At 65.2% G+C, this 12605-nt stretch carries 13 protein-coding genes; 6 read left to right on the top strand and 7 right to left on the bottom strand.

Annotation, left to right across the window (positions count from 1 at the left end; genetic code table 11):
* The 3 genes from P24_RS17040 to aat all read left to right on the top strand — a co-directional run.
* The coding region (locus P24_RS17040) for an acetyl-CoA carboxylase biotin carboxyl carrier protein (protein ID WP_008945992.1) at positions 1-256 on the top strand (256 nt) is incomplete at its 5' end.
* 24 nt (positions 257-280) lie between these two features.
* Complete coding sequence (gene accC / locus P24_RS17035; protein WP_008945991.1) at positions 281-1630, top strand: acetyl-CoA carboxylase biotin carboxylase subunit; 1350 nt, start codon at positions 281-283, stop codon at positions 1628-1630.
* A 4-nt stretch (positions 1631-1634) separates the two neighbouring features.
* The gene (gene aat, locus P24_RS17030; RefSeq protein ID WP_040708228.1) at positions 1635-2285 is read left to right on the top strand and encodes a leucyl/phenylalanyl-tRNA--protein transferase; all 651 of its coding nucleotides are present in this window, start codon (positions 1635-1637) and stop codon (positions 2283-2285) included.
* On the opposite strand, the gene P24_RS17025 is transcribed toward aat, so the two are convergent.
* Genes P24_RS17025 through P24_RS17015 form a run of 3 tightly spaced genes read right to left on the bottom strand, consistent with a single transcriptional unit; the run spans position 2246 to position 3640 of the window.
* The gene (locus P24_RS17025) at positions 2246-2668 is read right to left on the bottom strand and encodes a DUF2155 domain-containing protein (protein ID WP_237740211.1); all 423 of its coding nucleotides are present in this window, start codon (positions 2666-2668) and stop codon (positions 2246-2248) included. The genes aat and P24_RS17025 overlap by 40 nt on opposite strands.
* Before the next feature lie 35 nt (positions 2669-2703).
* Positions 2704-3234: an outer membrane lipid asymmetry maintenance protein MlaD gene (gene mlaD, locus P24_RS17020; protein WP_008945988.1), complete on the bottom strand. Its 531-nt coding sequence runs from the start codon at positions 3232-3234 to the stop codon at positions 2704-2706.
* 46 nt (positions 3235-3280) lie between these two features.
* Positions 3281-3640: an NADH:ubiquinone oxidoreductase subunit NDUFA12 gene (locus P24_RS17015; RefSeq protein WP_008945987.1), complete on the bottom strand. Its 360-nt coding sequence runs from the start codon at positions 3638-3640 to the stop codon at positions 3281-3283.
* Between the two features lie 343 nt (positions 3641-3983).
* Here P24_RS17015 and P24_RS17010 point away from each other — a divergent pair, with 343 nt between their 5' ends.
* The 3 genes from P24_RS17010 (at position 3984) to P24_RS17000 (ending at position 9105) form a co-directional block, all read left to right on the top strand.
* On the top strand, positions 3984-7664 hold the full coding sequence (locus P24_RS17010; RefSeq protein WP_008945986.1) for a vitamin B12-dependent ribonucleotide reductase: 3681 nt from the start codon (positions 3984-3986) through the stop codon (positions 7662-7664).
* A gap of 316 nt (positions 7665-7980) precedes the next feature.
* Positions 7981-8586, top strand: a complete 606-nt coding sequence (locus P24_RS19470) for a DUF2062 domain-containing protein (RefSeq protein ID WP_183077897.1) — start codon at positions 7981-7983, stop codon at positions 8584-8586.
* 51 nt (positions 8587-8637) lie between these two features.
* On the top strand, positions 8638-9105 hold the full coding sequence (locus tag P24_RS17000) for a RidA family protein (RefSeq protein WP_008945984.1): 468 nt from the start codon (positions 8638-8640) through the stop codon (positions 9103-9105).
* Between the two features lie 9 nt (positions 9106-9114).
* Here the strand turns inward: P24_RS17000 and P24_RS16995 are convergent, their stop codons facing one another.
* The 4 genes from P24_RS16995 to P24_RS16980 are packed head-to-tail and all read right to left on the bottom strand — an operon-like array spanning position 9115 to position 12604.
* Positions 9115-9564 carry a hypothetical protein gene (locus P24_RS16995; protein ID WP_008945983.1) on the bottom strand — a complete coding sequence of 150 codons (450 nt, stop codon included), beginning with the start codon at positions 9562-9564 and terminating at the stop codon, positions 9115-9117.
* 7 nt (positions 9565-9571) lie between these two features.
* Entirely contained in the window at positions 9572-9856 is a 285-nt protein-coding gene (locus P24_RS16990) for an acylphosphatase (RefSeq protein ID WP_008945982.1), read from the bottom strand.
* 34 nt (positions 9857-9890) lie between these two features.
* Positions 9891-10589, bottom strand: coding sequence for an ATP12 family chaperone protein (locus tag P24_RS16985; protein ID WP_008945981.1), 699 nt, complete (start codon positions 10587-10589; stop codon positions 9891-9893).
* An 11-nt stretch (positions 10590-10600) separates the two neighbouring features.
* Positions 10601-12604, bottom strand: coding sequence for an AsmA family protein (locus tag P24_RS16980; protein WP_008945980.1), 2004 nt, complete (start codon positions 12602-12604; stop codon positions 10601-10603).
* Between the last annotated feature and the right edge of the window lies 1 nt (position 12605).

The following is a 12605-nucleotide window of genomic DNA, read 5'->3' as shown; positions in this document are numbered from 1 at the left end:
GGCGGCGCCGGCCGGCGACCTGCCGGGCACGGTGCCCTCGCCGATGGTCGGCACCGCCTATCTGACGCCGGAGCCGGGGGCCGAGCCCTTCGTGCGCCAGGGCGATGCGGTCCGCAAGGGCCAGACCATCGCCATCGTGGAGGCAATGAAGGTGATGAACCCGATCCCCTCCCCGCGCGACGGCACGGTGACGAAGATCATGATCAGCAACGGCCAGCCGGTGGAATTCGGCGAGCCGCTGATGGTCATCGAGTAGGCCACGGCGGATAGCTGGGCAGAGATGTTCGAAAAGATCCTGATTGCCAATCGCGGCGAAATCGCCCTTCGCATCCACCGCGCCTGCCGCGAGATGGGCATTCACACCGTCGCCATCCATTCCACGGCCGACGCCAACGCCATGCATGTGCGGCTGGCCGACGAGAGCGTGTGCATCGGCCCGCCGCCGCCGAACCAGAGCTACCTGAACATTCCGGCGATCATCTCCGCTGCCACCATCACCGGAGCCGACGCGATCCATCCGGGGGTGGGCTTCCTGTCGGAGAATGCGGGCTTCGCGGAGATCGTGGAGGCGCACGGCTTCACCTTTGTCGGCCCCTCGCCCGACCATATCCGCATGATGGGCGACAAGATCACCGCCAAGCGGGCGATGATCGAGGCCGGCGTGCCCTGCGTGCCCGGTTCCGACGGCGCCATCGAAAGCCTGGAGGCGGCCAAGAAGTTTGCCGCCAGCATCGGCTATCCGGTGCTGATCAAGGCAACCGGCGGCGGCGGCGGCCGCGGCATGAAGGTGGCGCGTGACGAAAGCCAGCTCGCCCAGGCGCTGCAGCTCGCCAAGTCGGAGGCGAAATCCGCTTTCGGCAATGACGAAGTCTATATGGAGAAGTTCCTCGACAAGCCCCGGCATATCGAGGTGCAGGTGCTGGCCGACAATCACGGCAATGTCGTGCATCTGGGCGAGCGCGACTGCTCGCTGCAGCGCCGCCACCAGAAGGTGCTGGAAGAGGCCCCCTCACCCGCGCTGAACGCCGAGGAACGCGAGAAGCTGGGCAAGATCGTCGTCAAGGCGATCGAGAAGCTGGGCTACCGCAGCGTCGGCACGCTGGAATTCCTGTACGAGAACGGGGAATTCTACTTCATCGAGATGAACACCCGCCTGCAGGTCGAACATCCGATCACCGAGATGATCACCGACATCGACTTGGTGCGTGAACAGATCCGCGTTGCCTCCGGGGCGGCGCTAGGCTTCTCGCAGGCCGACATCAAGTTCTTCGGCCATGCCATCGAATGCCGGGTGAATGCGGAAGACCCGCTGACCTTCCAGCCCTCGCCTGGCAAGGTCACGGATTACCACGCGCCGGGCGGCCTTGGCGTGCGGGTCGATTCGGCCCTCTATACCGGTTACGCCATCCCGCCCTATTATGATTCGCTGGTGTCCAAGCTGGTGGTGCATGGCCGCAACCGCGCGGAATGCATGATGCGGCTGCGCCGGGCGCTGGAGGAATATGTGATCGGCGGCATCAAGACGACGATCCCGCTGCATCGCAAGCTGCTGACCGAGAAGTCGTTCATCGACGGCGATTACGACATTCACTGGCTCGAACGCTGGATGGACGGCGGCAAACGAGAGTAACCGCGTGGTCCCGCTAACGCCTGAACTCGTGCTACAGGCCTATGCCATCGGCGTGTTTCCGATGGCCGAGACACGGGACGATTCGGAGCTGTTCTTCGTCGATCCCAGCAAGCGCGGCATCCTGCCGCTCAATGGCTTCCATATCCCGCGCAGCCTGGCCAAGACGGTGCGCCGGGGCGTGTTCGAGATGCGCTGCAACAGCGATTTCGAGGGCGTCCTGCGCGGCTGCGCGGAACCGGCGGAAGACCGCAACGACACCTGGATCAATGACGAGATCGTCCGGCTGTTCCTGGAATTCCGCCGCATGGGCCTCGCCCATTCGGTGGAGAGCTGGCGCGATGGCAAGCTGGTCGGCGGGCTGTACGGGCTGGCGCTGGGCGGCGCCTTCTTCGGCGAGAGCATGTTCAGCCGCGAGACCGACGCCTCCAAGGTGGCGCTGGTCGATCTGGTCGCACGGCTGAAGATGGGCGGCTTCGTGCTGCTGGATACCCAGTTCGTCACCAGCCACCTGACGCGCTTCGGCGCCGTGGAAATCCCGCGCGAGGATTACAAGAACCGGCTGGCCGAGGCACTGACCGTGGCCGCGCGCTTTCCCACCGGCGATGTCCGCAACGCCTATTCAGCCCTCTTGCAGTCCAGCAGCCAGACGTCATAGACCGGGTGCTGCAACCCGTTCAGCGCCGGGCTTGAGGCGAACATCCAGCCGGTGAACAGACGGCTCGCCGCCTCGCCCGGCTTCTGTTCGGTGATCTCCAGGAAGGCGGCACTCTCCGGCGGTTCCTCCGGCGGACGCTTCTGGCAGGTCCGCACCATGATCTCCAATGAGCCGAAGACGACAGGCTGCTCGACCGGCGCCTCGAAGGTGGATATCCGCGCGGTGATCTTGTCCAGCCCCTGCAGCACCGCCACCGGATAGGGGGTGAAGGTCGGCCGGTCCTGCGCCGCCGCCGACACTGACATGAGGCACAGCCCCCCTGCCATGACCAGCAGGGCAGGCAGGGAATGGCGGCGAAGAGAGGACAGAAGTGGGTTGGACATGCGCTGGATAACGATGCCGTGGACCGCCGGTTCCGCTATTTCAGCGGCGCGGTGGGAACGGGCGTGTTGCCTCCGGACTGGTTGCCGCCAGACTGATCGCCACCGGACTGGTTGCTGCCCTGGCTCTCGGCGGCGGTGAAGACGAAGCGGCCCAGCAGATCCATCAGATCGACGGAGGACTGGGTATAGGCGATGCGGCCGCCCGCCTCGATCATCTGGTCGTCGCCACCGGGGATAAGCTGCATGTAGCTGCCGCCCAGCAGCCCTTCCGACGCCACCTTGGCGATGGTGTCGCGCGGCAGCTTCACCGCCGTGTCGATGCTGAGCGTGATGCGCGCGAGGTAAGTCTCGGGGTCGAGCTGCTGGCTCACCACCGACCCGACCTTGATGCCACTGATGCGCACATCCGACCCGACATTGAGGCCGGTCGTCTGCTCGAAGGAGGCCGTGACCATATAGCCGCCGACCGCCCGCAGATCGGCCGCGGAAAAGGCGAAAACGACGAACAGGCCGGCAACCACCAGCACGACGGCGCCCATCACCGTCTCGATCAGGCTGCGATGCATCGCCGCGCTCCCGCTGTATTGCCCGCTATCTTAATGTCCGAAGCCCTCATTCCGGGCGCCAGGCCTCGTAGTCGCCCGTGGCCTTGTCACGCTTGCCACCGCTCAGCACATGGCCGGGCGGACGGTAGGCGAGGTCGGTGCCGCTCAGATTCGGCAGATGTTCCTTCTGCCACGGCTTCGCCATCTGTTCAGCGCCGGTCGGCAGGATATCGGTCGTGTAATGCAGCCAGGCATGCCAGGCCGGCGGCACCTTGGAGGCCTCCGGCTCGCCCTTATAGACCACCCAGCGCTTGTCGCGCTGGCCGTTGGCCGCCTTCTTGCCGCGATAATACAGGTTGCCGAACTGGTCCTCGCCGACCTTTTCGCCGTTCAGCCACGTGTACAAGCGGGTGCCGATATCCGCCATGATCTGGTCCGTCCTTCATGCAGGCAACGAAGTGCCCGGAATATTGCACCCTCGCGGCCATCCGTCCAGCCCGGCGGGCGCTGCAGGGGGCGATAATCCGCCAGTCCTGCCATCACGCGAAACCAGCTGATGTGGTTAATTGCTGTCAACATACAAAATGCAGTTGAACACGCCAGCGCTTGTGGCACACTTGTTCTCCGCCGCTAGATATAGGGTGCCTCGCATCCGGCGACGAGGCGATCGAAACCGTCGGTCGCCATTCAGGACGACAGATCATACGGACCAGCAGCGTATCCAGGCACGGAGAGACGCTGCGGGTGCCGAGGGGACCGAGGGGAACATTATGAAGATCGAACGTCGCTTCACCGAGGCCGGCAAGGATGCCTATGCCGCGCTTTCCTTCCGCAGGACGACCAGCGAAATCCGCAATCCGGATGGCTCCATCGTCTTCCAGCTGAAGGATATCGAGGTGCCGGAGAGCTGGTCGCAGGTCGCCTGCGATATCCTGGCGCAGAAATATTTCCGCAAGGCCGGCGTACCGGTGGCGCTGACCCCGGTGGTGGAAAAGGACGTTCCCGACTGGCTGTGGCGCAAGGCGCCGGACGCCAAGAAGCTGGACACGCTGGCGCCCGAGGACCGCACCACGCATGAGGAGAGCGCCAAGCAGGTGTTCGACCGGCTGGCCGGTACCTGGACCTACTGGGGCTGGAAGGGCGGCTATTTCGATGCGGAAGAGGACGCCCGCGCCTACTTCGACGAGATGCGCTTCATGCTGGCGGCCCAGATGGCGGCGCCGAACTCCCCGCAATGGTTCAACACCGGCCTGCACTGGGCCTATGGCATCGACGGCCCGGCGCAGGGCCACCACTATGTGGACTTCAAGTCCGGCAAGCTGGTGAAGTCCAACTCCGCCTACGAACATCCGCAGCCGCATGCCTGCTTTATCCAGTCGGTCGGCGACGATCTGGTGAATGACGGCGGCATCATGGATCTGTGGGTCCGCGAGGCCCGGCTGTTCAAATACGGCTCCGGCACTGGCACCAACTTCTCGAAGCTGCGCGGCGAGGGCGAGCGGCTGTCCGGCGGCGGCAAGTCGTCCGGCCTGATGAGCTTCCTGAAGATCGGCGACCGCGCGGCGGGCGCCATCAAGTCCGGCGGTACCACGCGGCGCGCCGCCAAGATGGTGACGGTCGATATCGACCATCCCGATATCGAGGCCTATATCGACTGGAAGGTGAATGAGGAGCAGAAGGTCGCCTCGCTGGTGACCGGCTCCAAGATCAACCAGAAGCACCTGACCGCCGTCATGGCTGCCTGTCAGGAAGGTGACGACGATTCGCGCTTCGATCCGAAGCAGAACCGCGTTCTGAAGAAGGCGATCTTCGAGGCGCGCAGCGCGCTGGTCGCCGAGAACATGATCCAGCGCACCATCCAGTTCGCGCGCCAGGGCTTCACCGCCATGGAGTTCCGCACCTATGACACGGACTGGGATTCCGAGGCCTATCTGACCGTCTCCGGCCAGAACTCGAACAATTCCGTGCGCCTGACCAACGAATTCCTGCGCGCTGTCGAGACCGACGGCGACTGGGATCTGGTGCGCCGCACCGACGGCAAGCTGCACAAGCGGCTGAAGGCGAAGGAGCTGATGGACCGCATCAGCTATGCCGCCTGGGCCTGCGCCGATCCTGGCATCCAGTACGACAGCACGATCAACGAGTGGCATACCTGCCCGGAAGGCGGGCGCATCAACGCCTCCAACCCGTGCTCGGAATACATGTTCCTGGACGACACGGCCTGCAACCTGGCGTCGCTGAACCTGATGACCTTCCGTAAGGCGGATGGTGGGTTCGATATCGCCGGCTACGAGCATGCAGTACGGCTGTGGACGCTGACGCTGGAAGTCTCCGTGCTGATGGCGCAGTTCCCGTCCAAGGAAATCGCCAAGCTGTCCTACGAGTACCGCACGCTGGGCCTCGGCTACGCCAATATCGGCGGCCTGCTGATGTCCATGGGCCTCGGCTATGACAGCGACAAGGGCCGCGCGCTGTGCGCCGCGCTGACCGCGGTGATGACCGGCCGTGCCTATGCCACCTCCGCCGAGATGGCGCAGGAGCTGGGCGCCTTCCCCGGCTACAAGAAGAACGCCGCGCACATGCTGCGTGTCATCCGCAACCACCGGCTGGCCGCGCACAGCGCCACCGAAGGCTATGAGGCGCTGGAAGTGACGCCGGTCCCACTGGATGCCGCCAACTGCCCGGACCAGGCGCTGGTCCGCGCGGCAAAGCTGGCCTGGGACGACGCGCTGGCGCTGGGCGAGGCGCATGGCTACCGCAACGCGCAGACCTCGGTCATCGCGCCGACCGGCACCATCGGCCTGGTCATGGATTGCGACACCACCGGCATCGAGCCCGATTTCGCGCTGGTGAAGTTCAAGAAGCTGGCCGGCGGCGGCTACTTCAAGATCATCAACCGCATGGTGCCGCAGGCGCTGAAGGTGCTGGGCTATGACGAAGCCACGATCGAGAAGATCGTGCGCTACGCCGTTGGCCATCAGAGCCTGAAGAACGCCCCTGGCGTGGACCATGCGAAGCTGAAGGCCAAGGGCTTCACCGAAGAGGCGCTGGAAAAGCTGGAGGCGAGCCTCGCCAGCGCCTTCGACATCAAGTTCGTGTTCAACAAATGGACCTTCGGCGAGGAATTCTGCCGCGACGTGCTGGGCTTCGCCCAGGCGCAGCTCGACGACATGAATTTCGACATGCTGGCGGGTCTGGGCTTCTCCAAGGCCGACATCGAGGCCGCCAACACCTACTGCAGCGGCGCCATGACGCTGGAGGGCGCGCCCGGCCTGAAGGACGAACACCTGCCGGTGTTCGACTGCGCCAACCCGTGCGGCCGCATCGGCAAGCGCTTCCTGTCGGTGGAGAGCCACATCCGCATGATGGCGGCGGCACAGCCCTTCATCTCCGGCGCCATCTCCAAGACCATCAACATGCCGAATGCGGCGACGGTCGAGGATTGCGCCGAGGCCTATCTGCTGTCCTGGAAGCTGGGCATCAAGGCGAACGCGCTGTACCGCGACGGCTCCAAGCTGTCGCAGCCGCTCTCGGCCGCCCTGCTGGACGCCGAGGACCTTGAGGAGTTCGAAGAGATTGTCGAGCAACCGGCCGCCGCGCGCGCACCGGTCATCGCCGAGAAGATCGTCGAGCGCATCGTCGAGCGGGTCATCAACCGCGAGAAGCTGCCGGGCCGGCGCAAGGGCTATACCCAGAAGGCCATCGTCGGCGGCCACAAGGTCTATCTGCGCACCGGCGAGTACGAGGATGGCCGCCTCGGCGAGGTGTTCATCGACATGCACAAGGAAGGCGCCGCCTTTCGCTCGCTGATGAACAATTTCGCCATCGCCATCTCCATCGGCCTGCAGTACGGCGTGCCGCTGGACGAATATGTCGATGCCTTCACCTTCACCCGGTTCGAGCCGTCGGGCATGGTCGAGGGCAATGACGCGATCAAGATGGCGACCTCCATCCTGGACTATATCTTCCGGGAACTGGCGGTCAGCTATCTGAGCCGCACCGACCTTGCCCATGCCGAACCGGCCGACCTGGCGCCGGATACGGTGGGGCGCGGCACCGGCGATGCGACCCGCGCCGAGGACGAGGCGCTTGCCGCCGTCGAGCGGGTGACCAGCCGCGGTTTCGTGCGCAACAACCTCGTCGTCTTCACCGGCGGCCTGACGGAAACCGCCAAGGCCAACGGCACCAACGGCTATCACGCCCACGGCCATGACCATGGACATCACGGGCACGATCACGGCCTCGCCACGACCACCACGCGAACCACGGCGGCGGTGTCGGTCAGCCAGGAGGTGATCGAGGCGGTGGACGCGAAGTTCGACAAGATCCGCGAGGCGCGCATGAAGGGCTATGAAGGCGACAGCTGCCCGGAATGCGGCAACTTCACGCTGGTGCGTAACGGCACCTGCCTGAAGTGCGACACCTGCGGCGGCACCACCGGCTGCTCGTAAGGCGCGGGGACGAATTTCCGGCGACGCAGCAGCCCCTTATTGCCTCCTCTGTCGTCACTGGATGGGGGCCGCCAGAATGGCGGCCCCCTTTTTCGTTGCCCGGCTTTTTTCGCAGCGATTTGATTTTCAAGCCATTTTCCGCATAACGGAATTATATTGCGCAGCAGCATCCGAATCCGCCATTGCGCGGGGCCATGCTTCCCCTATTTTAGAAGCAGGAACCGAAGCAAACCCTTCCCGAACTGGGGTATGGAGGCGTGTCCTGGCCAAGGGACGCAAACAGGGCTGGTTGACCCGATTTATGCGGACGGCGCGCATGAAGCTCGTCGTGCCGATGAAGCGCGTCGGTTCTCAGCACCCGCCGGAATATACCGCGCGCGCGGTCGGCGTCGGTCTTGCCTGGGCCTTCACGCCGCTGGTCGGCGCGCAGATGTTCACCGTCTTCCTGACCTGGCTGATCGCCCGCCGCTTCAAGTGGGAGTTCAGCCTGATCGTCTCGGCGGCCTGGACCTGGATCACCAATGTGGCAACGCTGGTGCCGTCCTATTACCTGTTCTATGTGACCGGTGAATTCCTGCTCGGCCGCGACGGGCACAACACCGGCTATGACCAGTTCGCCCAGCAGTATGAGAGTGAAGCCGCCGCAACGGCGACCAGCTGGTGGGATTCGGTGCTGGGCTTCGCCGACATGATGACAAGCTGGGGCCAGTCGATGCTGGTCGGCTGCATCCCCTATGTGATCTTTTTCGGCCTGGTCGGCTACAAGCTGTCGCTGATCTTCGTTGTCCGCCACCGTGCGGCAAAGAAGGAACGGCAGGCACAGCGCCGCAAGCTGCGGCTGGACGCGGTGAAGCAGACCGTCGCCAGCACGCTGGAAGCCCGCGGCCAGAGGGATTATGGTGCCCTTCGCAACGAACAGTGACGGCAGCCGTCGCCACTGATTCCTGAAGACAGAAACGAACGAGGATTTGCCATGTCCGGACGTATCGACGCCCGCCTGAAGGAACTCGGCATCGAACTGCCTGCCGCCGCAGCACCTGCGGCCAACTACGTGCCCTATGTGGTCAGCGGCAACATGATCTTCGTCTCCGGCCAGATCCCGGTCCTGAACGGCGATATCAAGTTCAAGGGCAAGGTCGGCACCGACATCACCGTCGAGCAGGGCCAGCAGTCCGCCCGGCTGTGCGCGCTGAACCTTATCGCCCAGGCCCGCCAGGCCGCTGGCGGCGATCTCGACCGTATCGTCCGCGTGGTGAAGCTGGGCGGCTTCGTGGCCTGTGAGGCCTCTTTCACCGACCAGCCGGAAGTCATCAACGGCGCGTCGGACCTGATGGTTCAGGTGTTCGGTGATGCCGGTCGTCACGCCCGCTTCGCGGTCGGCGCCAATGTGCTGCCGCGCAATGTGGCGACCGAGGTCGAGGCGATCTTCGAGCTCGCCTAACCCTTCCGGTTACCCCTTCAGGGCTTTAAACAACAGCTCCACGGCCCGCCGCGCCTCGGCTTCGAGGTGCTGGCGGTCCTGTGTCTGGTCGCGGACGGTCAGCGCCGTCCGCCCTTCCTCATGCACCAGATCGTTGCGCCGGTTGCGCAGCCACACATAGTCGCGCCCGAAGCGGATATCGTTCAGCGCAATCCCCGTCTCCTCCCCCGCCAGCTCGCGGTCGGCAAGGTCGGCGTCCAGCACGGTCTGAGCCAGGATGATGGCGGCCACCCAGGCGCCGGCGCAGAAGGAAAGCTGCAGGTCGATCAGCAGCGCCTCCGCCTGCGCGCCTATGGGTATGGGCGCGCCGATAGCCGTATCCTCATCCCCCAGCGCGTCATCCAGCCGGCGCTGGAACCAGGCCTGGCGTTCCTGCCAAAGCCGCTGCGAGGGCGCTGCGAGAAGGGGCTGGATATCCATGCGGTTCCTATGCCGTCGGCAGCTGCTCGAAGCCGGTGCCGACATCGGTCGGGGCGGTCTCGGTGACGATGACCTCGTCCACGCGGGCGGCAGGCGGGCCCTTCCGGCAGGCTTCGATCATCGCCTCGACGGCCGAGGCCGGCCCGACCAGCACCGCCTCCACCGAGCCGTCCCGGCGGTTGCGCACCCAGCCGCGCAGGCCCAGCGCCTGCGCCTCGCGCACCGTCCAGGCGCGGTACCAGACCCCCTGGACCCGGCCCTGGATCGACAGCCTGACTGCCTGCTCCTGCATGGCTATCCCCGGATGGCCTTGTCTAGCTCACAGTTCAGCTCAGGCGGCACAGCGACAGGAAGAGCGTTGCCGCCTCGATATCGCGCATCAGCAGCGCGCGGCGCTTGCGCGCCTCCTCATCCTCGCCCCATTGCTCGATCTGGAAAGTCTCGTCGAGCTGCGAGGTCGAAAACGCCTCCTCCGCGGAAATCCGGCCATGCCGCACCGCCAGCGCCACGATCAGCGAGCCGCAGGACGCCGTGAGGCTGGCCAGCGCTGTCAGCTCCAGGTCGGACAGGGTGTCCAGCGCCCGGCGCACACCGATCAGTGCCGGTTCCGGCTGGCGCGCCGGCATGATGCCGGCGGTCACCTGGAACGGCGCCTCGAATGTCTCGTTCGCCCAGTCCAGCAGCGGCTGCCAGGTCGCCACCTGCCGGGCCACCAGATCCTCCGGCTCCTCCGCGTGATAGCAGAGCAGGTCGGTCTCGGCATAGCCGACCAGTTCCTCGATCACCGCCGCGCGTTCCTTGGAGACTCGGTCGATGGCGGTCGCGGCAAGCTGCGTCAGCGGCATGTCGCCCGGCCTGATCTCCTCGGCCTGCGCCTGCCATTCGGCGGCAATTGCCTCGGCCAGTGCCGCCGTCGGCAATACCATCTCCGCCTTGGCCGGTGTCCGGATCGGCTTGCCGTCCAGCGTGACGCGATGTCCGTCTGCCGCCGAAGCGATGCCGGCCTGCTTGTAGAAACGCTTCAACAACCCCTCTCCTATCGGCCGAGCAGATTCTTGAACAGGCCGGGGATGCTACCCGGCTGCTGCTGTTGGTCCTGCTGCTGAGTACCGCCGCTACTGCCGCTCTTGCCGGCGTCCGGATTGTCCAGATTGGCAATGGCCTGCGCACAAGGGCTCTCGCCACTGCCGGAGGACAGGAACGGCACCAGCAGGCCCAGCGGGTTCACCATGGTGCCGGCCACGGCACCGGCGACGCCGGTCGCCAGCGCCACCGGGTCCGGCGAGAAGCTGGGATTAGCGAAGCTGCCGCTGATCAGGATCGGCGTCGCCAGGCTGATGAGGCTCTTATCCTTCGGCGAGGGCGTCAGCTTCATGTCCAGCTGCTCCGTCCCCAGATTGGCCGTGCCGGTGCCGACAATGGTGACGCGGCTGGTATCCATCAGCATGACGCGGTTGGTCGCCACGCCCTTGGCAATGTCGATGCGGGTAACAATGCAGTTCAGGTTGGCTTCCTGCGCCGTGTTGCCGGGCAGCAGCTTCGGCACCAGATCGGCGGCAATAAGCTCGAAATACTTACTGTTGACCGTGCCGTCCTGCAGGATATTGCGGATCTGGCCGTCCAGGCTGGCGGCGATGGCGCGTGGGCTTGCCCCGCGCCCGGAAAGCTGCCAGCTGGCATCGGTGTTGGCTGTCAGCATGTCGCTGTCGGCGGCGGCCTTCAGCAGCGCGCCCATATCCAGCTTCTCGACCTTGCCCTCGACGGTCAGCTGCGGCGTCTGGCCGGCAGCATTCAGCCGCAAATTCTGCTCGATCTTGCCACCGAAGGCGGTCAGAACCAGCGGCTTCAGATTCAGGTCGCCATTGGCCAGCGACAGCTTCGCCGACAGGTCGGTCATCTCGCCATTCTTCAGCAGCACCTTCGCCGCCTTGTAGTCGAGAGTGGCGTCGAACGATTTCAGCGCGTCCAGCGGCAGCGGATCGTCCGGGATCACCCTTCCATCGTCGCTGCCGGCAGCCGGCGAGGTGCCAGCGGCGGGCGCATCCTCACCACCGATGAAGGGGGCAAGGTCCAGCGCATCGCTGGCGAGCGACCCGGTAAGCGCGGGCCGGGTACCGCCCAGCTTCACCGACAGGCCGCCAGCCAGATCAGTGCGGCCCAGCTTCAGCGACAGCGGCTCCAGCTTCAGCGCCTTGCCGTCGCCCGAGACCTGCGCCTTCAGGTCGAACGCGCCGAGTTGCGGCAGATCGCCTGCGACCGGCTTCAGCCCGGCGAAATCCTTGCCGCTGGCAGAGAGAGAAAGGTTGAACGGCCCGTTCGCACTGGCCGCCGCCGTGCCGGAGAGTGCCAGGTCGATGCCGAGCGCGCTGCCTTCCAGGTCGATGGGAACCGCACGCCCCGTCGTCAGCGCGTCGATGCTGCCGACCGTGCCGGACAGCGCCGCCGCCATTTCCTGATACTGGATATCGAGATCGAGCTTGTTGAGATTGCCTGATGGTTCCAGCGCCAGCCGGTTCACCGTCAGCTTCTGTTCAGTGCCGGTGGCGGCATCCTTCAGCACCAGCACGCTGCGCTCGATGGTCAGGTCACGGAAGGCGATATCTGCCCCGCCGCCGGACTGCGTGCCATTCTGGCCGGCCGGCTTCGCCTCGCCGAACTGCCAATTGCCACGCCCCTGCCGGTTGGTCTCCAGCAGGATGTCGGCGTCGCGCACCACCAGCTCGCGGATATCGACCTGGCCGCTGATGAGCGGCAGCAGCGCCACCGAAACCTGCAGCTCGCCGATGCGCGCCATCTCCGGACGGCTACCCCATTCGGCGTTGGAGAAGGTCACCGATGTGGCCGCTAGAACCGGCGTCAGCGAGATGCCGACATCGAGGTCGCCGGCAATGGCGAGCGTCCGTCCGGTGGAAGCCGAAACCTGCTCCGCGATCTGCCGCTTCACATCCTCGGAATCGATGGATTTGACGACGACAACCACCGCGACAACCAGTGCGATGAGCAGGACGCCGACGATCTTGGCGATGGTCTTCAGGCGCATG

It is taken from the genome of Oceanibaculum indicum P24, from assembly GCF_000299935.1.
Lineage (GTDB): Bacteria > Pseudomonadota > Alphaproteobacteria > Oceanibaculales > Oceanibaculaceae > Oceanibaculum > Oceanibaculum indicum.
The sequence above is the reverse complement of the archived record's forward strand: the minus strand, read 5'-3'. Positions and strand labels throughout refer to the sequence as shown.

What these genes read in the sequence shown, in the direction of transcription:
- accC (WP_008945991.1), top strand. Translation starts at nt 281, where the DNA reads ATGTTCGAAAAGATCCTGATTGCCAATCGCGGCGAAATCGCCCTTCGC.
- P24_RS17025 (WP_237740211.1), bottom strand. Translation starts at nt 2,668, where the DNA reads ATGTCCAACCCACTTCTGTCCTCTCTTCGCCGCCATTCCCTGCCTGCC.
- mlaD (WP_008945988.1), bottom strand. Translation starts at nt 3,234, where the DNA reads ATGCATCGCAGCCTGATCGAGACGGTGATGGGCGCCGTCGTGCTGGTG.
- P24_RS17015 (WP_008945987.1), bottom strand. Translation starts at nt 3,640, where the DNA reads ATGGCGGATATCGGCACCCGCTTGTACACGTGGCTGAACGGCGAAAAG.
- P24_RS17010 (WP_008945986.1), top strand. Translation starts at nt 3,984, where the DNA reads ATGAAGATCGAACGTCGCTTCACCGAGGCCGGCAAGGATGCCTATGCC.
- P24_RS19470 (WP_183077897.1), top strand. Translation starts at nt 7,981, where the DNA reads ATGAAGCTCGTCGTGCCGATGAAGCGCGTCGGTTCTCAGCACCCGCCG.
- P24_RS17000 (WP_008945984.1), top strand. Translation starts at nt 8,638, where the DNA reads ATGTCCGGACGTATCGACGCCCGCCTGAAGGAACTCGGCATCGAACTG.
- P24_RS16995 (WP_008945983.1), bottom strand. Translation starts at nt 9,564, where the DNA reads ATGGATATCCAGCCCCTTCTCGCAGCGCCCTCGCAGCGGCTTTGGCAG.
- P24_RS16990 (WP_008945982.1), bottom strand. Translation starts at nt 9,856, where the DNA reads ATGCAGGAGCAGGCAGTCAGGCTGTCGATCCAGGGCCGGGTCCAGGGG.
- P24_RS16980 (WP_008945980.1), bottom strand. Translation starts at nt 12,604, where the DNA reads ATGCGCCTGAAGACCATCGCCAAGATCGTCGGCGTCCTGCTCATCGCA.